Origin of the sequence: Vreelandella neptunia (assembly GCF_022489065.1) — a bacterium.
Taxonomy (GTDB): Bacteria; Pseudomonadota; Gammaproteobacteria; order Pseudomonadales; family Halomonadaceae; genus Vreelandella; species Vreelandella neptunia_A.
In genome coordinates, this window is record NZ_JAKVTW010000019.1 from 74,688 (window position 1) to 96,282 (window position 21,595).

Below are 21,595 nucleotides of genomic sequence, written 5' to 3' on the forward strand. Positions count from 1 at the left end.
TCAAGATATCGTTTTGCGCTGAAACGGAAAACAGATCATACACGATCACCCGTTTCAGTTAGAGTGCCGTGGCTTTAGTTAGCGGGTTAATCTGTAATGAGAGTGGTTTTGTAGTGAGATCGGCATTTCTGTAATACCCCTACATGTTGTGCGACTATCCTTTCATTGCGATGACTGAGCTCGCCCCGGATAATGCCTCTCGAATATTGTCCATTACCTAATGAGGCCGCACGTGAGTCAGCAAGCGCTCGAAAACGTTTTTCAAGAATGGCAAGGCAACGAAGCCTTGGCGGAGCAGATGATCCCGTTAGTAGGGCAGCTCTATCGTCAGAATAATGTCGTTGCCACCATGTTCGGACGTTCGCTTATTAAACGGTCGGTCATTCGTATTCTTAAAGACCACCGTTTCGTGCGGAAAATTGAGGGTACTGAGCTCTCCGTCGAAGACACCTATCCGATTGTTAAAACCATGGTTGAGTTAAACCTCGGCCCTGCGCACGTCGATGTAGGTAAGTTGGCAGTGATGTTCAAACGCCAGGGCGGGGGAGATGTAGAAGCCTTCCTGCGTAAAGAGCTGCATGAAATTATTGATGGCTTCCAGCCAGGTGCCAGTACCGGCGAGCCACAAGACGTTGTGCTCTATGGTTTCGGTCGTATTGGCCGTTTGCTTGCACGAGTGATGGTGGAGAAAGCTGGTGGCGGTAACTTGCTACGGTTGCGCGCCATAGTGGTTCGTGGCCGTGGTGATGTGGCAAAAGATCTTGAGAAGCGCGCCAGCCTGCTGCGTCGTGACTCCGTGCATGGGCCTTTTGATGGCACCATCATGGTGGATGCGCAGGCGCGCACGCTAACCGTGAATGGCAATGTCATTCAGGTTATCTATGCCGATTCGCCGAGTGAGATTGATTACACCGCCTACGACATCAATAATGCCGTAATCGTTGATAATACGGGTATTTGGCGTGATGAGGAGGGCTTGGGCCAGCACTTGAAGTGCAAAGGCGCCGCTAAAGCGCTGCTGACCGCGCCAGGTAAGGGCGATATCAAAAATATCGTGTATGGCATTAATCACGAATCTATCGGCGATAACGACCTAATTGTTTCAGCTGCATCATGTACCACTAATGCTATCGTGCCGGTATTGAAGGTGTTAAACGATGAGTATGGTGTGGTCAATGGTCACGTAGAGACCGTGCATGCCTACACTAACGACCAGAACCTGATCGATAACTACCATAAAGGCGATCGTCGTGGCCGCAGTGCGGCACTGAACATGGTGTTGACCGAAACCGGCGCAGCCAAGGCCGCCTCGAAAGCGCTGCCCGAGCTAGAGGGTAAGCTGACGGGTAATGCTATTCGTGTGCCGATCCCTAATGTTTCTATGGCCATTCTCAATCTGACTCTGGATAAAACGACGGACGCTGTCGCGCTAAACGACTATATACGCCGTATGTCAATTGAGTCCGCTTACCAGAAACAGATCGACTTTGTTGATTCCGCTGAAGTGGTGTCGTCGGACTTTGTGGGCAACCGCCATGCCGGCATTGTCGATGCTAAAGCGACCATCGCCAATGGTCATCAAGCGGTCATTTATGTGTGGTACGACAACGAATTTGGCTATAGCTGCCAAGTTGTACGTATTTTGCAGCAAATGTCTAATGTACGATTTTTGAAACTACCGCGCTAACGCAGCGCTAGAGTAGCCGTATAGTGGGGCTCTAAGCCTAAGTAACGAGACAGCGCCACCTTCGGGTGGCGTTTTTTTTGTCTAATTCAAGTGATTTATTAATGTATATAGCACTTTTGGCGCCCCTCAGGGATGTGGTCATTGGACGCGCTTATCTTTATAATACGATGGATTTTTCGGGGTGGTTCAAGTGCTGCTTGGGCCGGACTGGTAACAATCTGAGCAGAAACTAACAATTCGCTGAGCAGAAGATAAGCATTCGAACCCCATACCTTCGTATATCCGATCCAACAACTGGGCGAGACTATGATCGAAGTCAAAAAAGGCCTGGATCTCCCCATCACGGGAGCGCCCGAGCAGCGTATTGAAGATGCGCGGCCTGTGCGCCACGTGGCAATCCTGGGTACTGACTACGTTGGCATGAAGCCAACCATGGAAGTTCAGGAAGGGGATAAGGTCAAACTAGGCCAATTGCTCTTTACCGATAAGAAAATTGATGGTGTGCGCTATACAGCGCCCGCTGCCGGTGAAGTGCTTGCAATTAACCGTGGCGAAAAACGTCGTTTACTGTCTGTCGTAATCAAAGTCGACGAAACTGAGGAAGCGGTTGAATTCGCTGCTCATGATCGTAGTGCCATTGCACAGCTTGAGCGTCAGGTCGTTGTCGACCAACTGGTAGAATCGGGACTTTGGACAGCGTTACGCACGCGTCCTTTCTCGCGTACACCGGCTATTGATAGCAGCCCGGCTGATATTTTTGTCACCGCCGTGGATACCCATCCGCTATGTCCTGATCCTGCACTGATCATCAATGAGCAGTCGCAGGCATTTGAAGATGGCCTCAAGGTGTTAGCGCGCCTGACCGAGGGCAACGTCTTCTTGTGTACGGGTGAAAATGCTTCAATTCCGGGTGGCGATGTAGAGGGTGTTAAAACCGAAAGCTTCGCAGGTCCTCACCCAGCCGGTCTAGTCGGTACTCATATCCATTATCTCTCCCCAGTCGCACTGCATAAAAAAGTGTGGCACATCGGTTATCAGGACGTTATCGCGTTCGGTAAACTGTTTGTGGAAGGTAAGCTGGATCTTAGCCGAGTGGTCGCCATTGGTGGGCCGCGCGCTGAGAACCCGCGTTTGATACGTACCCGAGTCGGCGCTAGTACCGATGAACTCCTGGCTCAAGAAGTCATCAAACCTGACGACACTCGCGTTATCTCTGGCTCAGTGTTCTCTGGTTTTGCCGCTGAAGGTAAGTTGACTTATCTAGGCCGATTCAGCAATCAATTGAGTTTGCTGGAAGAAGGCAACAAGCGCACATTTATGGGTTGGCTGTCTCCTGGTGCTAATCGCCACTCGGTCATGGGTATTTATATCTCCAAGATTAAAGGTCTGACCAACTACGCGCCGACGACCTCTACCAATGGCTCCGAGCGTGCTATGGTGCCGGTAGGTGTTTACGAGACGGTAATGCCGCTGGATATCATGCCAACTCAGCTACTGCGTTCGTTGATCGTGGGCGACATTGAGGTTGCCATGCAGCTTGGGTGTTTGGAGCTGGACGAAGAGGATCTGGCGCTGTGCACGTATGTTTGCCCCGGCAAATACGAATATGGCCCCATCCTGCGTGACAATCTCACCATGATCGAGAAAGAGGCCTGATGATGGGTATTCAACAGACACTCCAAAATATCGAGCCGCACTTCCACAAAGGCGGAAAGTACGAAAAGTTCTATCCGTTATTTGAAGCGGTCGATACTATTTTCTACTCGCCACCGAGCGTGGCTAAAACCACTGCCCACGTGCGCGACGGCATCGATCTTAAACGCATTATGATCACCGTGTGGATGTGTACCTTCCCGGCAATGCTGTTCGGCATGTGGAACGCGGGTTGGCAGGCTAACACGGCTATTGATGCGGGCTACGCCTCTATGGGTGGCTGGCGTGAAGCGATTATGATGACCTTGGCGTCAGGTCACGACGCCAGCAGCCTGTGGGCCAACTTTGTCCTCGGTGCTACCTACTTCTTGCCTATCTACTTGGTCACCTTCGCTGTCGGTGGCTTCTGGGAAGTGCTTTTTGCGATCAAGCGCGGTCACGAAGTGAACGAAGGTTTCTTCGTTACCTCCGTACTGTTTGCATTGATTCTGCCAGCCACTATCCCGCTTTGGCAGGTCGCGCTAGGCATTACCTTTGGCGTTGTGATCGGTAAAGAGATCTTCGGTGGCACGGGTAAGAACTTCTTGAACCCGGCGCTGACTGGCCGTGCATTCCTTTACTTCGCTTACCCGGCGCAAATCTCTGGTGATGCTGTATGGGTTGCCGCCGACGGCTACACTGGCGCAACAGCACTTTCTTTAGCGTTTCAGGATGGTATGTCTGCGCTGACGGATGCCTTTAGCTGGTGGGACGCCTTCCTTGGCTTTATCCCCGGTTCTGTAGGTGAAGTTTCGACGCTGGCAATCTTCATTGGTGCAGCTGTGCTGCTTTGGACTCGGATTGCGTCGTGGCGAATCATGTTAGGCGTGTTCCTGGGCATGGTCGTTACCAGCACGCTGTTTAACCTCATTGGCTCAGACACCAACGAAATGTTTGCCATGCCGTGGTACTGGCATCTGGTAATCGGCGGTTTTGCTTTTGGTATGGTGTTCATGGCCACTGACCCTGTGTCAGCTTCCATGACCAACCAGGGCCGTCTGCTGTTTGGTGCGCTAATTGGTGTTATGACCGTTTTGATTCGCGTTGTGAACCCGGCTTTCCCGGAAGGCATCATGCTAGCGATTCTGTTCGCTAACTTGTTTGCACCGCTGATTGACCATTTCTTCGTCCAGGCCAACATCAAGCGTCGCGTTAAGCGTACCGGCGTACCGGCCGAGGAGACTGCCTAATGGCACAAGGTAACAACTCCATCAAAAAAGTCCTGATTGTGGCGTTCTCACTGTGTATCGTGTGTTCTGTCATTGTCTCGACCGCGGCGGTCGCTTTGCGGCCAATGCAGCAGCTTAATCAGGAGCTCGACCGTAAAACGAATATCCTAAATGTCGCGAAGCTATATGAGCCCGGCATGGACGTTGAAGCGGTGTTCGGCGAGGAAATTACCGCACGGGTCGTTGATCTGGATACCGGTGAGTACTCAGATGAGTTTGATCCTGATACCTATGATAGTTTCGAAGCTGCTCGTGATCCGGCCTCGGGCCGCACGCTTTCCGGTGATACTGATATTGCAGGTTTATCTCGCGTCGAAAATTACGCCACGGTATACCTGATTGGTGATGAAGAAGATCCGGAACAAATCGTGTTACCTATTCGTGGACAAGGCCTTTGGGGCTTAATGCGTGGCTTCCTGGCAGTAGAGGGTGATGGCAATACTATTGTCAGTATCACTTACTACGAGCACAGCGAAACGCCAGGTCTGGGCGCTGAAGTTAACAATCCGCGCTGGCAAGCCCAGTGGGAAGGGAAGAAAATTTACGATGAAGAGGGCGACCTCTCACCGGAAATTCACCTGACCAAAGGCGGTGCTAGCAGCGAATACGAAGTAGATGCGCTATCTGGCGCTACGCTGACCAGTAACGGCGTAACGAACATGCTGCAGTTCTGGTTAAGCGAAGAAGCATTCGGACCCTATTTGGCTAAATTCCGTAGTGGCACTGAGCCGGAAGACGCCGAAGAGACCGAGACCGACTTCGAAGACGTTGAGGGGGCCTGATCATGGCGGACGTAAATGCAAAAGGCGTTTTAACAGCGCCGATTTTCCAGAACAACCCCATTGCACTGCAAATTCTGGGGATCTGTTCTGCGCTGGCGGTAACCACCAGTATGAGCGTTTCGCTCGTTATGGCACTGGCGGTTATATTCGTAACGGCGTTCTCGAACCTGTTCGTATCGTTGATCAGGAATCATATTCCTTCTTCGATTCGTATCATTGTTCAAATGACCATTATTGCCTCGCTGGTTATCGTGGTTGATCAGATTCTGAAAGCGTATGCCTATGAGATGTCCAAACAGCTCTCGGTGTTTGTGGGCCTGATCATTACCAACTGTATCGTCATGGGGCGTGCAGAAGGTTTTGCGATGTCCAACACACCAGGCATGTCATTTTTAGATGGTATCGGCAATGGCCTGGGCTATGGCTTCGTACTAATGGTTGTAGGCTTCTTCCGTGAACTCCTCGGCGCTGGCAGCGTATTCGGCTTTACGATTCTCCAAACCGTGCAAAACGGCGGTTGGTACGTGCCAAATGGCTTGCTGTTACTGCCGCCTTCCGCGTTCTTTATTATCGGCTTACTGATCTGGGTGATGCGTTCTGTTAACCCTGAGCAAATTGAAGATAATGAGTTCAAAATGAAGGAAAACACCAAGCCTCAGGAGGCCGTGTAACATGGAACATTATCTGAGTCTTTTTGTTGCCTCGGTGTTTGTTGAAAACATGGCACTGGCCTTCTTTTTGGGGATGTGTACTTTTTTGGCTGTGTCTAAAAAAGTTTCCTCAGCGATTGGCCTGGGTATCGCCGTAATCGTTGTATTGACCGTAACGGTGCCGGTAAACAACCTGGTATTCACCTACTTGCTACAAGAAGGTGCGCTGACCTGGACCGGTATCAGTGGTGCTGAAAACATTGACCTGTCTTTCCTGGGTCTACTCTCCTACATCGGTGTTATTGCCGCGCTAGTACAGATCATGGAGATGTTCCTTGATAAGTACGTGCCGTCGCTCTACAACGCGCTAGGGGTATTCCTACCGCTGATTACCGTTAACTGTGCCATTCTTGGTGGCGTACTGTTCATGGTAGAGCGTAGCTATAACTTTGGTGAAGCCGTGGTATATGGCTTTGGCGCGGGCACCGGTTGGGCATTGGCAATTGCCGCCCTGGCGGGTATTCGTGAAAAACTGAAGTACAGCGATGTGCCGGGTGGCCTCCAAGGGCTGGGCATTACTTTCATCACCGTGGGGCTTATGTCGTTGGGCTTTATGTCCTTCTCTGGCATTCAGCTTTAATCGGAGCCGGTTTTTCCCAGCGGTGCCAAGCACCGCTGGTAATAGAAAACCTCCAGCAATAGGAAACCGACATGGTTGATACAACTGTCATCTTGCTCGGTGTTGTCATGTTCACGATCATCGTTATTAGTTTAACGGCGATCATTCTGGCAGCGCGCAGCAAGCTTGTGAGTAGCGGGGACGTGACCATTGAGGTCAATGGCGACCCTGAGCATACGTTGCAGACCCAGGCAGGTGGCAAGCTGCTAAATACGCTTGCTGCTAACGGCATTTTTCTCTCTTCCGCCTGTGGCGGCGGTGGTTCTTGTGCTCAGTGTAAGTGCCGTGTAGAAGAGGGCGGTGGCTCTATTCTGCCGACAGAAGAGTCGCACTTCACCATGCGTGAGAAGAAAGAGGGCTGGCGCCTCTCTTGTCAGGTGCCTGTCAAGCAGGACATGAAGGTCGAAGTGCCTGAAGAAGTCTTTGGCGTGAAAAAGTGGGAATGTGAGGTTATCGCTAACCCCAACGTTGCCACCTTTATCAAAGAGCTGAACCTGAAGCTGCCTGAAGGCGAAGAAGTAGCCTTCCGCGCCGGTGGTTATGTACAGCTTGTTGCACCGCCTTACGATGTCAAATTCTCAGATTTTGATATCGAGGAGGAGTATCGGGGTGATTGGGAAAAGTTTGATATGTTCAAAATTTCCCATAAGAACAACGAGGAAGTGATTCGCGCTTACTCCATGGCGAACTACCCGGACGAGAAGGGTATCCTCAAGTTCAACATCCGTATCGCGACACCGCCTCCTGGCACAAATCACCCACCGGGCCTGATGTCGACTTACGTCTTCAATCTAAAAGAAGGCGACAAAGTGACGGTAATGGGGCCGTTCGGTGAGTTTTTTGCCCGCGATACTGACGCTGAGATGATCTTTATCGGTGGTGGTGCTGGTATGGCGCCGATGCGTAGCCATATCTTCGACCAGTTGAAGCGTTTGAAGTCTGACCGCAAGATTAGCTTCTGGTATGGCGCACGCTCCTGGCGTGAAACCTTCTATAACGAAGAGTACGACCAGTTAGCTGAAGAGTTCCCCAACTTTGAGTGGCACTTAGCGCTTTCTGATCCGCAGGAAGAGGATAACTGGGACGGCCCAACGGGCTTTATCCATAACGTGCTGTACGAAAACTATCTGAAGGACCACCCGGCGCCGGAAGATTGCGAGTACTACATGTGTGGGCCGCCGATGATGAACGCCTCGGTTATCAAACTGCTGCTTGATATGGGCGTTGAGCCCGAAAATATCCTTCTGGATGATTTCGGTGGCTAACCAATCGGTGTAATGTCGATTGTAGTGATAAGCGGGGCTGGCCTTTTAGGCTGGCCCCGTTTGTTTATGAGTCAGTATGATTAAGGCGTGACTAAGTGCTGATATGAAGAGCACTGATATGCATAGCGCTGCTGAGGTATAATAGGGGAAATGAATAAAGACCGCGAGGCACTTATCTGAACGACTGTTGTCGGCAGGTGAGGCAAATAATTTAAAGCTAGGCAATGAAACGCTGGGAGATTGATATGGCGATTTGGCTACTGGTATTCGGCTTTATGGCACTGATTATGGGTGTTATGGCCGTTGGCGTCATTATGGGTCGTAAGCCGATTGCAGGCTCTTGTGGTGGCTTGAATCAAATAGGCATGAAAGACGGCTGCGACATTTGTGGTGGTAAAGACGAAGTCTGCGAAGAAGAGAATCGCAAGCGAGGTAGCGTACGCCGTCGTAGCGATGAAAGCCGTGGTGCTGATTTAGGCTACGACGCATCTCGTCGCTAATAAAATGACATGCAGTTAGCAGGGCGCTAAATAAACGGAAACAGGAGACGCAGAGTGCATGGCGGTTCACAATTATGATGTCGTGGTGATCGGTACAGGGCCTGCGGGTGAAAGCGCTGCTATTAACGCTGCTAAGCATGGCAAGCGCGTAGCGATTATTGAGAAGCAAGCACAGGTAGGTGGTAACTGTACCCATTGGGGTACGATTCCTTCCAAAGCGTTGCGTCATCAGGTCAAACAGATCATGGCGTTCAACACTAACCGTATGTTCCGCGATATTGGTGAACCACGCTGGTTCTCCTTTCCCAAAGTGATGGAGCGCTCCCGCGGCACCATCGATAAGCAAGTCGAAATGCGCACTACGTTTTATGCGCGTAATCGTATCGACCTATTTCATGGCGTCGCCCGTTTTAAGGATGAGCACACCCTGGTAGTACGTGACCGTCAGGAAGGGATGGAGGAACTGGTCGCTAAAAAAATCGTTATTGCTACCGGTTCACGCCCCTATCGTCCGGCGAATATTAATTTCCGTCATCCGCGTATTTACTGCTCTGACACCATTTTGAGTCTTTCCCATACGCCGCGCACCCTGGTGATTTTTGGAGCGGGTGTGATTGGCTGTGAATACGCGTCGATATTTTCGGGATTAGGCGTCAAGGTTGATCTCATCAATAACCGAGACAGCCTACTGTCATTCTTGGATGATGAAATCAGCGATGCGCTCTCTTACCACCTGCGTAAACACGGTGTATTGGTTCGTCATAATGAAGAGTACGAGAGTGTTGAAGGCGATGAGTCTGGCGTTGTCGTAAGGCTAAAGTCGGGTAAGAAGATTCGCGCTGATGCGTTCTTGTGGGCCAACGGTCGGACGGGTAATACCGATAGCCTGGGTCTTGAAAATATTGGCTTGAGCGCTAATGGGCGGGGTCAGCTCAGTGTTGATGAGCACTACCGCACCGAAGTGCCCCACGTCTATGCTGCGGGGGACGTGATCGGTTGGCCAAGTTTAGCCAGCGCCGCCTACGATCAAGGCTTGAACTCATGTAATGAGTTGCTGGATAAAGAGTATCGCTTTGTCAGTGATGTGCCCACCGGGATTTATACCATCCCCGAAATTAGCTCTTTCGGTCCAAACGAGCGTGAGTTAACAGAGGCAAAAGTGCCTTACGAAGTGGGCAAAGCCTTCTTCAAAGACACCGCCCGCGCTCAGATCACCGGCGATACCGTGGGGATGCTAAAAATACTCTTCCATCAAGACACTCTGGAGATACTTGGAATTCACTGTTTTGGTGACCAAGCCTCTGAAATTTTGCATATCGGTCAAGCGATTATGCAGCAAAAGGGCGAAGCGAATACGCTTAAGTATTTTGTTAATACGACGTTTAACTACCCAACGATGGCAGAAGCCTATCGTGTGGCAGCGCAGAATGGCTTAAATCGAGTTTTTTAGCGGTGTGAATTTCAACGAAGCGGAGTTTAGTGGATAACTGAGTGGGTATAAGCCCCCTCAATGTTGTCAAAATTTGATGTTTTGGGGGGTAACACGCTTTCAACCCGGTTACGCCCCAGTTCTTTAGCTTGGTAAAGTGCTTTGTCAGCGAATGAGTAAAGCTCATCAAATGTAAATGATCCCCCATTACTTGTTGTGACCCCAATGCTCACGGTTGGTGTAGCGTTAAGCTCTAGGCCTTTTAGTGCTATACTTTCGATTTCTCGGCGTAGACGCTCAGCTACTTGAAGTGCATCATGAGTGTGAGTCGCTGGCATTAATAGGCAAAACTCCTCTCCGCCGATTCTGCCAAGAGTGTCAGTAGGCCTACTACATTGGCGTAAACGTTCGCTAACTTGTCTTAATACCTCATCTCCTATCGGATGCCCATAGGTATCGTTTACTCGTTTGAAAAAATCTAGATCTAAAAGCAATATACTAAGAGAGGTTTTTTCACGCTTCGCTTGAGTTAATGCCGCAAACGCAACATTTACTAAATGGCGTCTGTTATAGAGTCCGGTCAGTTCATCTGTTAGCATTAATTTTTGCATCTGGTTTCTTTGGCGCTGAAGATGAATTACTGCAATGCATAATGTTACAGCTGCGCTTATGACTAATATAAGTAAAACACTAACTGCAATTGAGAGGCGTTGCATTAATAAGCGTTGCTGATTAGATGCATTATGAACTTCATCAATTAGAGTGCTATATGTCCACTTAAGGTTTTCTTCAATATCGACCGCGTTGTTATACAATGATGCTGGGATGAATTGCGTCTCTTCAGCTGTCTCTAATTGCTGTTGTAAGCTAGCTAGGTTTTCATTTAAGTTGCTAAAATTATCTTGCATATAAATAATGTCATTGCTTAATTGTTGTTTGTTAAATAGCTTGAGTTGAATCCTATTTAAATGCTGTGTAGAGAGGGTTGCAATGTTTTTAAGGTGGCTAATGTCGTGTGTTTTTCTTTGGCTGTTATTCTCTTCAATGGCGAGTCTTAGGTTGGGCGCAGCAAGCTGAGCGCGCACGATTTCATCAACCAATGTCGTATAATTAGTACTGATCTGCTGACGCGAAGTAGCTAAATAGATAGCCATTAATAAGGATGTTATGAAAAAAACGACCATGAAAAGGGACACTAATTTCCAGCGAGTAAGGTGCCATTGGTATTTGTGCTTCATTTTAAAATTAGCGCTATTTTTTGGGTTGCTATCCATGCAATTTACCTCTTAAAAATAGTGCGTGACGAATTTTGTCAGCAATTTTATCAGCATAACAAGAATGTCTTTTCAGTTGAAAAGGCCGAAGCTGCATATTATTGCTACCACGGATGGTTGATAAACCCATGGTCGAATAATTGGCTACGGCCTTTATTACTTAAGCATTGAGAGGGGGTTTCTACTATCCATCATGTTTACTAATTCAGGGATTAGACTTGTGCTTCCTTGCGCTATTTTCTTGTCATTTATTCATGGGTTACGTCTAACTCAACCAGGTATGATTGTGCTTTTGCTTGCCAACTTCCTTCAAGAGATGCGGCCTGGATTAAAGCTTCACGAGCCGCCTCAGGTTCATCGTTTTGTAGCAGTAAAAGGCCTAGGTTCAGCCATGCAGCGCCCATCTCTTCATCGAGTTGTGTTGCACGCTCAAACGCATGGCGTGCCTTATCGGGTTGCTCATCAGCGTAAAGCGCGTTACCCAGTGCGAATTGCCCAATAGCATTGGTGGGATGCTGCTGGGTAAACGATTGCCAGCTTGATAGCGCAGCACGAGGGCCATTAGTTTCTTCGTAGGCACTAATTGCCTCAAGGGCATTACGGGCGGTTATGCCCGAGGGTAGCGTGCCGGGCTCGGCAACCACAAATCCCCAGCGCTCAGTGCGCGCCCAGGTGGCATTGAAACGGCTAAACAACATTGTATGGCGTTCAATTTCACCACTGCGCAGAATAAGCGTTTCATTGGGCAGGTCGTAGCCAATGGCGACAGCGTAGTGCCACATTGGGTAGATAGGGAGTGATAAATTCTGCATTACTATCACCGGATCGCCAGCGGCCAAATGCCCTAACAACGCATCCATGGTGCCACGAATGGGGTAAGCGAGTTGACCATAACGTCGCACAGTCGCCAGCATTTCTGGCTGTACGCTGCCATCGCGTTCAGGTAAGAACACTTGGGGGATTAGTTGCTCAACGTCTGTGTCGACGTCCTGATGGTTAAGCACCATCGCCAGCGTGGCAGGTCCGCACTGAAACTCCGTTTGAGCGTAAAAGGGCACGCTGGTGATTTCGGCATGGGGCGGAAGCGCTTGATAGGTACTTTGTAAAAGTACCGGGTTTCGTGCGCAGCCGCTCAGCAGTAACAGCATAATAAAAACGCCCGCGAAGCGGGCGTTAGAGAGCATATTTGTAGACTTAGTGGTCATCAGCTGCCTATCAACGCGTAAACGGATAAACGTCAGTCAGGCCGAGGATATCGGTAATCAATAGAATGATAAAGACGGCAAAGAGTGCTCCGATAACGCCACCACCGGCACCGGCAGGCATCATCTCTAGCTGATCAGCCATTTGCTTTGCTTCAGAATCGCTTAAGGCAGCAACACGAGCATCTACTTCGTCAAGGTCAACACCCTGTTTTAGCAGCTGATCTTGCACGTCGGCACGAGCCAGAATTTCGTTAATACGCTCACGGTCAGCGCCCGCACGATCAGCTGACAAAACAGATTGGGTAGAGACTAAATCCATGGATTGAGGTGCAGCAGGCGCGGCGGCAACAGGCAAGCTGGTAATGATGAGCGCCGTGATCAGCAGAGTTGAGAGGTAAGCACGCAATGTTTTCATCGTCTTCTTCCTTATAGACTAGTCGGGGTGGGACAAGCTTTTTAGTGGCCTGAACTATTTTGTCTTGAATCAGTAGTATAGAAACAAATGACTCAATTTTTAAGTCTAATGTGCAAAGTGCTAATTATTTGCACTAATGCGATAGGTCCATGCAGTTTCAGAAAGTAATCCTCTACCTCCAGCCATGGTCATGGCGAGATCGTGTAAACCAGGCCAAAGAGGCACCGCCGCGGCACCTTTAACGGCTAAATCGAGTCGCTGCGCCATTAACAGCAATTTATGCAGCCGTTTCATAGGTAAGCGGCCAATCGCCTTTTGGTAGCCCGGGCGTCGCTTATCAAAAATCATCGGCTTTTGGCTTTTGCAGGCATGCTCAAAGCTTTGGCCTTGATCAAGGTGTTGATGCAACGAGAGTAGGGTGCGCAGCTCCCGGGTAAGTGCCCATAGCACGATAGGGGCCTCGACCCCTTCACTACGTAAGCCATTGACGATACGCGATGCGCGGCTAGGTTCGCCTTTTAAGCAGGCATCGGCCAAATTGAAGACATCAAAGCGGGTGCTATCTTCAACGCCCTGGGCAATGCTTTCGACGTTCAAGCGGGTGCCCTGGGTGTGAATCAGAGATAGTTTCTGCAGCTCCTGGTCGGCCGCTAGCAGGTTACCCTCGGTGCGCTCACCCAGCAGGCGAGCCGCTTCAAGGTCAATCTGTAAGCCGTGCAGTGAAGCGCGATCCCGCAGCCAATAACCCAACCGGGATACATCTACGGGCCAGACTGGTACAAATAATCCGTGCTTATCCAGCGTTTTGAACCAAGCGCTTTTTTGCTGTTTGGCGTCTAGCTTACCCATACTGATGAGCAAAACGTCATCGCTGTTATCCAGGGTCTCAGCGTACTGCGCTAGCGCTTTACTGCCCTCTTGCCCTAGCTTGTGATTTCCCAAGCGCAGTTCCATCAGCTTACTGGTCGCGAACAGCGAGAGGTTGCTAGACATCTCCATCAAGCGACCCCAAGCAAAATTGGGCTCTACATCCAGCACTTCCCGCTCTTCAACGCCTGCTTGGCGCGCCGCTCTCCTTACAGCGTCGCAGGCGTCGCGATGCTGTAAGGGTTCATCCCCCGCCACGATGACTACCCGGGGAAGCTTTTTTGCCAACGCAGCGGGGAGCTGATCAGCAAATACCTTCACTGCATACCCTCAATGTAGCTAAGACGCTCAATAATACGCTGAGCCAGTTGGCGTGAAAGGGACTGTTCCGCTTCCATCATCAGTGTTTCACGGTTAAGCAGGTCGTCATCACTGACGCGAATCCGTGTGCTGGTCGAAAGCGTAGCATTGTTAATATGGTAAGCATTCGACGCGCGCTCTTGAACCGACAGTGACGTACTCAGGGTTAGTTCATGCTCGCGGCTGCCGCGACCATCGCCACCCAAACGGCGCTCAATTAAGGTGGGTGTGCCCAATGTGACCCGCCATGGCGCCTCAGCCGTTACCTGAGTACCCAACTGCTGAAGGCGCGTAGCGACCTGCTGAGCGACAGCGCTATTGGTGTCGCCTTCTAAGGCAAGCGGGGGCAGCGTAGGCAGCGATTCAGAGCCTCGCAACCGAAACCCGCAGCCGCTGAGCAGTAACGCCGCCGAAGCGGCAATACTTAAGGTAAGAAACTTGCGACGATTCATCCGCTCACCACAATGTTAACCAGTTTGCCGGGCACCACGATCACTTTACGCACGGTGTTGCCTTCAAGGAAACGCTGAACGTTTTCGTGCTCCATGGCGAGTTTTTCGATAGACGCTTTATCGGCACTTGAAGGCACCTCGAGACGGGCGCGCAACTTACCGTTAACCTGCACCACCAGCTCAATGCTATCGCGGGTAAGGGCAGACTCGTCCACTACCGGCCAGGTCGCTTCGATAGCGGGCCCCGAGTGGCCAAGCGCTTCCCAGAGGCTGTGGCATAGGTGCGGTGTAATCGGTGAGAGCAGAAGTACTCCGGCTTCCAACGCTTCGCGGGTTACTGCGAGGCCAAGCTCAGAGCTATCATCGAACTTACCAATCGCGTTGGAGAGCTCCATGACGGCCGCAATCGCCGTATTGAAAGTGGTGCGGCGACCAATGTCGTCGCTGGCTTTCTTGATGGTCTCGTGGGTTTTACGACGTAGTGCTTTTTGGTCGTCATTGAGAGCGCTGATATCCAGTTTGCCGGGAGTGCCCGCTTCCAGATGATCATTAACCTGACGCCAAAGTCGCTTCAAGAAGCGATGGGCACCCTCAACGCCGGAGTCCGACCACTCCAGGGATTGCTCGGGCGGGGCGGCAAACATCATAAACAGGCGCACGGTATCGGCACCGAACTTATCGATCATCGACTGCGGATCAACACCGTTGTTTTTCGATTTGGACATCTTCTCGATGCCACCCATTTCAACCGGCTTGCCGTCGCTCATTAATATAGCGCTCAGCGGGCGACCTTTCTCATCGCGCTTCACTTCCACATCGGCAGGGTTGAACCACTGCTTGCCGCCGTTATCGGTAGGGCGGTAGAAGGTCTCGGCGATGACCATGCCTTGGGTCAGCAGCTGCTGGAACGGCTCGTCAGAATCAACCAAACCAAAATCACGCATTAGCTTGTGGAAGAAGCGCGCATACAACAGGTGTAGAATGGCGTGCTCGATGCCGCCAATGTAGAGATCTACCGGCAGCCAGTAGTTGGCACGTTCGTCCAGCATCGCTTCAGTGTTATCGGCGCAGCAGAAGCGCGCGTAGTACCAGGAGGACTCCATAAAGGTGTCGAAGGTGTCGGTTTCCCGGGTCCAGCCATCGCCAAGGTCTGAGAACGCTGGCATTTTCTTCAGCGGCGAGCCTGAGGCATCGACGGTGACTTCCATGGGCAGCGAGACCGGCAGTTCGTCATCGGTCAGCGGAACGGTTTGACCTTCCGGGCCGTATTTGACCGGAATTGGCGCACCCCAGTAGCGCTGACGGGCAACGCCCCAATCGCGCAGGCGGTAGTTGGTTTTGACTTCGCCACGGCCAAGCTCGGCCAGTTTGGCGGCGATGGCATCAAAAGCCTGTTCAAAACCTAGGCCATCGAACTCACCAGAATTAACGACCATGCCGTATTCGGCGTAGGCCGCTTCCGAAACGTCGGCAGGCTGGCCGCTTTCATCGGCGATAACCGGTTTGATCGCAATGCCATACTTGGTGGCAAACTCCCAGTCACGCTGGTCGTGGCCGGGTACCGCCATGACGGCGCCGGTACCAAACTCCATCAGCACGAAATTCGCCACATAGACTGGTACTTCATCGCCGGTTAGCGGGTGAACCGCCCTATGGCCGGTGAGCATGCCTTTTTTCTCTTTGGTGGCCATTTCCGCTTCAGAAGTGCCGCCTTTGGCGCACTCATCGCAGAAGGCTGCCAGCTCACTGTTCTGCTCAGCCGCTTGCTTGGCCAGCGGGTGGCCTGCCGCAACCGCGACATAAGTCACGCCTAACAGTGTATCCGGGCGCGTGGTGTATACCGCCAGCGGGTCGCAGGCGCTGCCGTTTTTTGCCTTGATATCAAACGTGAGCTCAACTCCGCGGGATTTGCCAATCCAGTTGCGCTGCATGGTTTTGACCTGCTCCGGCCACTCAACCTTATCCAGATCAGCCAGCAGTTCATCGGCGTAATCGGTAATCTTCAAGAACCACAGCGGGATCTCTTTACGCTCAACCAGCGCGCCGGAACGCCAGCCACGTCCATCAATGACCTGTTCATTAGCGAGCACGGTTTGGTCAACCGGATCCCAGTTGACCGTCGACATTTTCTTATACACCAAGCCTTTTTCCACCAGCTTGGTGAAGAACCACTGCTCCCAGCGGTAGTAGCTGGTATCGCAGGTGGCGAATTCACGGCTCCAGTCGTAGGCAAAGCCAAGTGCCTTCAACTGATTGCGCATGTAGTCGATGTTTTGGTAGGTCCACTTGGCGGGCGGCACCTGGTTCTGAATGGCGGCGTTTTCCGCAGGCATGCCAAACGCATCCCAGCCCATGGGCTGCATAACGTTTTTGCCTTGCATGCGCTGGTAACGCGACACCACGTCACCGATAGTGTAATTACGCACGTGGCCCATGTGCAGCTTACCGCTGGGGTAGGGGAACATGGAGAGGCAGTAAAACTTCTCGCGGTTCGCGTCCTCTACTGCTTTAAAGCACTGATGTTTGTCCCAGTACTGCTGGGCGTCGCGTTCGATATCACGAGGGCTGTAGTGTGCGTCCATCGGTTTATTAATGCCTTGGCGTATTCGCCCAAAAGGGGCGCAAAGTGAATGTGAGATGACATCTGTCAGATAAGTAAGGTCGATTGTATCCTATGCAGGTGTATCCTTGAACGGTAAGCCGATGATAGGAAACCGCATGCGTCGACAAAAGGAGAGGCACCATGAGTGAACAACAGAATGACAATCGCCTACGCGAAGGTTACGAACGTTTGTTGGAGCGGATGCAGGGGGGCGCCAATGAGCTGACCTGGGAGAATTTACAGAAGGATTTGGACGACGCGGTTGAGTTTGAATCGGAGCTTGAAGAGTACACCAAAGACGAGCTAGCGCTGCTGCGCGCCTGGGTAGAGCGCGACCTGAAAGATATGCGCTACTTCATGGCGGATACCGGCAAACAGGTAGCCAGCTGGCTAGGCATCGACATAGACGGGCTTTCTCGCCGCGTAGCGGAATCGCTGCTTTCGATTGCCGACCGTAGCGTGGTGGAGCGCGAACGCTTTGAGGAAGACCTGGAAGCCGCTCGCGCTGACTACTGCGAAGGTGAAATGGCCGCGCCCGGTTTAATGGCCTGCACCCACTGCGATGCTCAGGTAATGCTGCCTACCGTTGCGCGCCTGGAGCCTTGCCATGAGTGCGGCCATCGCTACTTCTACCGTTTTCCCAGCAAAATCATTGAGACATGATTCACTAGGCCACCAGTAGACTGACGCCTGCGATCGCCCCCAGCGAAAGCAGGCTCATCACCGCCGCATACAGCAGGTTATTCTTCATAATGCGATAACCGCTTACCCCGTAGCGCCCCTGCAGTGACAGGTTGATCCCCGAAAGCGGCCCCACGCTAGTGCCTACCGCCCATGAGCTTAAGGCCACAAACGCAAACAGCGTCTGCTCCCCGTTTTGCAGGTTAAGTATCGATGCCAACACCGACACGCCAATAATCGGGTGTAGGCCCGCTAACGCGCTTAGCGTAATGGCTGCAAAACTAATCATCGCCTGGGTTGTGCCAAAGCGGGTGAACAGCGTCCAGTCGCTGCCTGCCGCTGCCGTGACCAGCGTCGAAAGGCCAATCGTCAAAAGGCCTGCGGCTAAAAACAGCGAAATCTCCCCGCGCATGGCGGGTAAGCGCGTCGTGGTGTGTTGACCAATCCGCCGTAGGGTAAAGCGTGGCCCGCGGTGCAAATTGCTCAGCACGGCAACGCTAGGCAGTAGAAAGGTGATAATGCTGACAATGGTCAGGGTAGGGGTGAGCACAAAGTGAAATAGCATCACCAGCGCGGCCATACCCACCGGCATCAACAGGCTGCGTGGCGCCAGTGAGTAGCCATCCACCTCGCTAAGATCAAACCGGCGACGCAACTCTAGCGTGGTCAACAGACCCGACAGCATCGCAATGGGAAAGCCCACCACGGCGATTTGTGCATACTCAACCTCAGGCACCAGTGCGATCACGACGCCCATGGAAGCAAAGAACGGCGACCATAGCGCCGCGCTGGAAAGCCCGCGGTTAAGCGCTAACAGTTGCGGCGTGGTCAGCGGCCCCCGCCGGGCCAGCTTGTCGCCCACCATAAACACGGTGGAGAGATTTAAAATCGTGCCCAGGAAGTGAACCCCCAACCAGGTACTCATTACGCCGCTAGCACCGGTAACACGCTTACCCGACGCGCCCTTAGTACCTTGCTTACCAATCAGCGAAATAAAGCTAACGCCCACTAGCATCGCCGCCACAAAAGCATTGCCCTGTAACATCGCAGGCCAATCCACCTCAGCGCCATACACAAACCGCGCCACCAAAAGCATGCCCACACCCAGTGCAATCAGCACGCCCGCCTGAATGCGCGAACGTTTAGGAATATCCCGCCACAGCAACACAACCGCCGCCCACAGCAAATAGCTCACCGTATGTGCAGTGCTCAACCAGCCGGTGAAACCAATAATTTGCGCGATCAAACCAAGCAGAATCAGCACGCCCGCCAAGCGCTGCCGAGGAGTCGTCTCTTGCATGCCAAACCCTTAATAGTGAATTAGCAGGCTAATCGGATTTGCAAAGGAAGGCCAGCAGTAAGCTAAGAGTTAGGGGAGGGGCTTTATGTAGCGCCTAGTAAAGAGCGAAGCAGCAGTGCCCTTGGTTGGCACTAATTCATGCATAGCCACATTTCGTAGCGCGTGGTAACGAATCTGCGAGGAACGAGCAAATGAGGCACCCGCGGGAGCATCGCGAAGCGATGCCAAGCCAACGCCACCAAACCCGCTAAACAACACACATCAATGACACCGATAAATAACGATTACATTGAACCCAATGCAGCCACATCCCGTAGCGCGTGGTAACGAGCGAAGCGCGGCACCCGCGGAAGCATCGCGCAGCGATGCCCGGACAAAAGCCAAGTAAATTATTCAACTTAAATACAACGTATTTTCTCACCAAGGTACGTGACCTAAGCCAGATTTATGAATAAAGTATGATTAATAAGATAAATACGGTCACAAGCGGAGCGTTTTAACGCAGCCCAGATGCACCGAGGCGGTAGCGTGGCTAAAGGAGGAATAATTGCATAGTAACTAAGCTATAGCATCAATACGCTGGGCGTTAACTGCCACATTCCGTTCAGTGGCGAGGTAGCCCAGAAAACGTACTACTTCAGCTGCCCCCATCTCTCTGGGGTTGCGGCAATTATTGTATCGAATGAAAAAACGTATCCAGTAAATATATGTTTTCTCGTTCCGATGCTCATCCCACGAACGCGGATTGAGGTGCGAACCTCATTAAGTAAAGGGCTGCTAGCCATTTGGGGAAATCCTCAATTAACTGTATTTAAAAAAGTATAATTGGGCATCTACAATCTGCAATGCGTGCTTTTCTGTCTCCCTGACATGGGTGGGTGCTCAATTTTCTGTGTACTGTTTTATAAAACATAAAAATAACAAGTGGTTGATGAATTTCTTTGTGTTTATATGCAATTTGTAAAGATGACTTAAAATGATAACGCGCATGCGCATTTTCCTAGCGAGATCAAGCATGAAAGTTATTAATTTTTTAATTTTATCAATGTTTTATAGGTTTTTGGTGAGGCTTGGCTTTCCAGAAAAACGCGCATGCGCACTAATAAACTGTTCGGTGTCAAAATATGTCAGAAGATAAATCAGTTTCCATAGTAAATCTCGGCAAATTATCAAAGCCAGCAGACACTTTGATAAAGAAGGTTTCATCCGCAGTGGGTGGCTTATTCGAGCCATGGCAAATTACAAGAGTAGCTAAGGCAGAGGCAGAAGCTGGGTTAATTAAGGCAAAAGCGGAAATCGAAATTACAGACCTTCATCGCCGCGCAATGCATCGCTTCGTCGAAGAAGAAGCCCAGCGACAAGACAACATGGAAAAGATCACGGAGCAAGCTATACCACTGCTCGACGACAAATCTAATCCAGACAATATCGAAAATGATTGGATTACCAACTTTTATGACAAATCGAGAATAGTATCGGATGCAGAGATGCAGACCATTTGGTCTAGTGTTCTAGCTGGCGAAGCTAACTCACCTGGCACGTACTCAAAGCGTACTGTGAACTTTCTGGGTGATCTAGACAAAAGAGATGCCGAGATATTTCAGTCATTATGCAGACTTGGATGGATCATTGGTGGCTTCACTCCGCTAGTGTTCGATCCAAGCGACAAAATCTACAACGATATAGGAATTAATTTTGGCGCATTAACTCATCTCGATAGCATTGGGTTAATCCAGTTTAATAGCGTAACTGGATTTCAAAGAATAAAGCTCCCAAAAGAATTTGTTGTAACGTACTGTGGAAGACCTCTTAAGTTGGTAATGCAAAAGAGTTCGGACAATCAAATTTCCATTGGCAATGTTATTTTGACACAGATAGGTCGGGAGCTTGCTAATGTCGTCAGAGCACCGGGTCTTGATGGCTTTGAGGATTACGTTAAGGAGAAATGGTCTGCACATATACCAAAGCCAGACAACACCGAACAAGGCAGTGCAGGTGACGCTTAAAAGCGCACCTGACTTTGAGCGTTAGGCTTTAAGAACATCACATACAACTGGAGGTAAACTATGAATCCAATTAGATACTCAGGAGTTATTGCTTTTATAGATTGGATTAGTCGACGCCACCCTGAAATTCGATCTCTGAAAGATACTACTGAAGAAGAATTCTTAGGCTTGGCAACCGAATATGAGGCTTCAAAAGGAATGATGATTGAACCACATCATAAAGTTTATATGGAGTGGAGAAGCACCCATTGGTACTTTAGTCGTGCAGATTCAGATCAAGAAGCTTTAGAAAAGCTTCGTTAGCAACATGAGCGATAAAGGAAAGATACCAGAAACACCAACTTTTGAGGAGCTGTCAGAAGCCGGTGTAAAAGTGCGCCCTGGATCTGAGCCAGCTAGTCGTGGCTACGATCTGTTGGAGCGATATCGAAGTATCCCAAATCACGCTATGTTTTTATACACAAGCGAGGACGAATTACTAGATACGTATATCAAGAATCACTGGGCAGCTTTAGATGGT

At 50.8% G+C, this 21,595-nt stretch carries 20 protein-coding genes and 1 pseudogene; 13 read left to right on the plus strand and 8 right to left on the minus strand.

The features are described from left to right. Positions 1-232 precede the first annotated feature (232 nt). From MLE19_RS19365 to sthA, 9 genes are all read left to right on the plus strand, one after another. The gene (locus MLE19_RS19365; RefSeq protein ID WP_240719758.1) at positions 233-1,687 is read left to right on the plus strand and encodes a glyceraldehyde-3-phosphate dehydrogenase; all 1,455 of its coding nucleotides are present in this window, start codon (positions 233-235) and stop codon (positions 1,685-1,687) included. Positions 1,688-1,993: 306 nt separating this feature from the next. Beyond that, a complete protein-coding gene (locus tag MLE19_RS19370; RefSeq protein WP_240719759.1) occupies positions 1,994-3,343 on the plus strand; it encodes a Na(+)-translocating NADH-quinone reductase subunit A in 1,350 nt (449 codons plus the stop codon). Next, positions 3,343-4,569: an NADH:ubiquinone reductase (Na(+)-transporting) subunit B gene (locus MLE19_RS19375; RefSeq protein WP_240719760.1), complete on the plus strand. Its 1,227-nt coding sequence runs from the start codon at positions 3,343-3,345 to the stop codon at positions 4,567-4,569. The genes MLE19_RS19370 and MLE19_RS19375 overlap by 1 nt, the downstream gene beginning before the upstream one ends. Next, positions 4,569-5,390, plus strand: coding sequence for a Na(+)-translocating NADH-quinone reductase subunit C (locus tag MLE19_RS19380; protein WP_240719761.1), 822 nt, complete (start codon positions 4,569-4,571; stop codon positions 5,388-5,390). Before MLE19_RS19375 ends, MLE19_RS19380 begins: the two co-directional genes overlap by 1 nt. A gap of 2 nt (positions 5,391-5,392) precedes the next feature. Next, complete coding sequence (locus MLE19_RS19385) at positions 5,393-6,061, plus strand: NADH:ubiquinone reductase (Na(+)-transporting) subunit D (RefSeq protein ID WP_240719762.1); 669 nt, start codon at positions 5,393-5,395, stop codon at positions 6,059-6,061. A gap of 1 nt (position 6,062) precedes the next feature. Continuing rightward, positions 6,063-6,680 (plus strand): NADH:ubiquinone reductase (Na(+)-transporting) subunit E, encoded by a 618-nt coding sequence (gene nqrE / locus MLE19_RS19390; RefSeq protein ID WP_240719763.1) that lies wholly within the window; start codon positions 6,063-6,065, stop codon positions 6,678-6,680. A 71-nt stretch (positions 6,681-6,751) separates the two neighbouring features. Then, entirely contained in the window at positions 6,752-7,984 is a 1,233-nt protein-coding gene (gene nqrF, locus MLE19_RS19395) for an NADH:ubiquinone reductase (Na(+)-transporting) subunit F (protein ID WP_240719764.1), read from the plus strand. A gap of 245 nt (positions 7,985-8,229) precedes the next feature. Then, a complete protein-coding gene (gene nqrM, locus MLE19_RS19400) occupies positions 8,230-8,484 on the plus strand; it encodes a (Na+)-NQR maturation NqrM (RefSeq protein WP_240719776.1) in 255 nt (84 codons plus the stop codon). A gap of 58 nt (positions 8,485-8,542) precedes the next feature. After that, the gene (sthA, locus tag MLE19_RS19405; protein WP_240719765.1) at positions 8,543-9,934 is read left to right on the plus strand and encodes a Si-specific NAD(P)(+) transhydrogenase; all 1,392 of its coding nucleotides are present in this window, start codon (positions 8,543-8,545) and stop codon (positions 9,932-9,934) included. 26 nt (positions 9,935-9,960) lie between these two features. Here sthA and MLE19_RS23055 read toward each other — a convergent pair whose 3' ends face one another. From MLE19_RS23055 to leuS, 6 genes are all read right to left on the minus strand, one after another. Then, positions 9,961-11,187: a GGDEF domain-containing protein gene (locus tag MLE19_RS23055; protein WP_276322504.1), complete on the minus strand. Its 1,227-nt coding sequence runs from the start codon at positions 11,185-11,187 to the stop codon at positions 9,961-9,963. Between the two features lie 248 nt (positions 11,188-11,435). Beyond that, positions 11,436-12,392 (minus strand): PA2778 family cysteine peptidase, encoded by a 957-nt coding sequence (locus MLE19_RS19415; RefSeq protein WP_240719766.1) that lies wholly within the window; start codon positions 12,390-12,392, stop codon positions 11,436-11,438. A 10-nt stretch (positions 12,393-12,402) separates the two neighbouring features. Beyond that, complete coding sequence (locus tag MLE19_RS19420) at positions 12,403-12,807, minus strand: PA2779 family protein (protein ID WP_240719767.1); 405 nt, start codon at positions 12,805-12,807, stop codon at positions 12,403-12,405. A 120-nt stretch (positions 12,808-12,927) separates the two neighbouring features. Next, entirely contained in the window at positions 12,928-13,995 is a 1,068-nt protein-coding gene (gene holA, locus MLE19_RS19425) for a DNA polymerase III subunit delta (RefSeq protein ID WP_240719768.1), read from the minus strand. Continuing rightward, complete coding sequence (locus MLE19_RS19430; RefSeq protein WP_240719769.1) at positions 13,992-14,486, minus strand: hypothetical protein; 495 nt, start codon at positions 14,484-14,486, stop codon at positions 13,992-13,994. The genes holA and MLE19_RS19430 overlap by 4 nt, the downstream gene beginning before the upstream one ends. Beyond that, positions 14,483-17,068: a leucine--tRNA ligase gene (leuS, locus tag MLE19_RS19435; protein ID WP_240719770.1), complete on the minus strand. Its 2,586-nt coding sequence runs from the start codon at positions 17,066-17,068 to the stop codon at positions 14,483-14,485. The genes MLE19_RS19430 and leuS overlap by 4 nt, the downstream gene beginning before the upstream one ends. Positions 17,069-17,229: 161 nt before the next feature. Here leuS and MLE19_RS19440 point away from each other — a divergent pair, with 161 nt between their 5' ends. Continuing rightward, a complete protein-coding gene (locus MLE19_RS19440) occupies positions 17,230-17,751 on the plus strand; it encodes a zinc ribbon-containing protein (protein WP_101145756.1) in 522 nt (173 codons plus the stop codon). Positions 17,752-17,755: 4 nt separating this feature from the next. Here the strand turns inward: MLE19_RS19440 and MLE19_RS19445 are convergent, their stop codons facing one another. Both MLE19_RS19445 and MLE19_RS23240 read right to left on the minus strand, forming a co-directional pair. Beyond that, positions 17,756-19,069 carry a hypothetical protein gene (locus MLE19_RS19445; RefSeq protein ID WP_240719771.1) on the minus strand — a complete coding sequence of 438 codons (1,314 nt, stop codon included), beginning with the start codon at positions 19,067-19,069 and terminating at the stop codon, positions 17,756-17,758. 558 nt (positions 19,070-19,627) lie between these two features. Further along, positions 19,628-19,780, minus strand: a pseudogene (locus MLE19_RS23240) (phage integrase N-terminal SAM-like domain-containing protein); the annotation flags it as partial. Between the two features lie 413 nt (positions 19,781-20,193). Here MLE19_RS23240 and MLE19_RS19450 point away from each other — a divergent pair. The 3 genes from MLE19_RS19450 to MLE19_RS19460 all read left to right on the plus strand — a co-directional run. Next, entirely contained in the window at positions 20,194-21,075 is an 882-nt protein-coding gene (locus MLE19_RS19450; RefSeq protein ID WP_240719772.1) for a DUF2806 domain-containing protein, read from the plus strand. 60 nt (positions 21,076-21,135) lie between these two features. Further along, positions 21,136-21,378: a hypothetical protein gene (locus tag MLE19_RS19455; protein WP_240719773.1), complete on the plus strand. Its 243-nt coding sequence runs from the start codon at positions 21,136-21,138 to the stop codon at positions 21,376-21,378. Positions 21,379-21,382: 4 nt separating this feature from the next. Next, the coding region (locus MLE19_RS19460) for a hypothetical protein (RefSeq protein WP_240719774.1) at positions 21,383-21,595 on the plus strand (213 nt) is incomplete at its 3' end.

Bases quoted from the DNA above. Each gene is read 5' to 3' on its own strand.
- MLE19_RS19420 (WP_240719767.1), bottom strand. From the start codon at position 12,807: ATGAAAACATTGCGTGCTTACCTCTCAACTCTGCTGATCACGGCGCTC.
- MLE19_RS19445 (WP_240719771.1), bottom strand. From the start codon at position 19,069: ATGCAAGAGACGACTCCTCGGCAGCGCTTGGCGGGCGTGCTGATTCTG.
- MLE19_RS19380 (WP_240719761.1), top strand. From the start codon at position 4,569: ATGGCACAAGGTAACAACTCCATCAAAAAAGTCCTGATTGTGGCGTTC.
- sthA (WP_240719765.1), top strand. From the start codon at position 8,543: ATGGCGGTTCACAATTATGATGTCGTGGTGATCGGTACAGGGCCTGCG.
- MLE19_RS19440 (WP_101145756.1), top strand. From the start codon at position 17,230: ATGAGTGAACAACAGAATGACAATCGCCTACGCGAAGGTTACGAACGT.
- MLE19_RS19430 (WP_240719769.1), bottom strand. From the start codon at position 14,486: ATGAATCGTCGCAAGTTTCTTACCTTAAGTATTGCCGCTTCGGCGGCG.
- MLE19_RS19370 (WP_240719759.1), top strand. From the start codon at position 1,994: ATGATCGAAGTCAAAAAAGGCCTGGATCTCCCCATCACGGGAGCGCCC.
- MLE19_RS19385 (WP_240719762.1), top strand. From the start codon at position 5,393: ATGGCGGACGTAAATGCAAAAGGCGTTTTAACAGCGCCGATTTTCCAG.
- nqrM (WP_240719776.1), top strand. From the start codon at position 8,230: ATGGCGATTTGGCTACTGGTATTCGGCTTTATGGCACTGATTATGGGT.
- MLE19_RS19415 (WP_240719766.1), bottom strand. From the start codon at position 12,392: ATGACCACTAAGTCTACAAATATGCTCTCTAACGCCCGCTTCGCGGGC.
- MLE19_RS19450 (WP_240719772.1), top strand. From the start codon at position 20,194: ATGTCAGAAGATAAATCAGTTTCCATAGTAAATCTCGGCAAATTATCA.
- leuS (WP_240719770.1), bottom strand. From the start codon at position 17,068: ATGGACGCACACTACAGCCCTCGTGATATCGAACGCGACGCCCAGCAG.
- nqrE (WP_240719763.1), top strand. From the start codon at position 6,063: ATGGAACATTATCTGAGTCTTTTTGTTGCCTCGGTGTTTGTTGAAAAC.
- MLE19_RS19375 (WP_240719760.1), top strand. From the start codon at position 3,343: ATGATGGGTATTCAACAGACACTCCAAAATATCGAGCCGCACTTCCAC.
- MLE19_RS19455 (WP_240719773.1), top strand. From the start codon at position 21,136: ATGAATCCAATTAGATACTCAGGAGTTATTGCTTTTATAGATTGGATT.
- nqrF (WP_240719764.1), top strand. From the start codon at position 6,752: ATGGTTGATACAACTGTCATCTTGCTCGGTGTTGTCATGTTCACGATC.
- MLE19_RS23055 (WP_276322504.1), bottom strand. From the start codon at position 11,187: ATGGATAGCAACCCAAAAAATAGCGCTAATTTTAAAATGAAGCACAAA.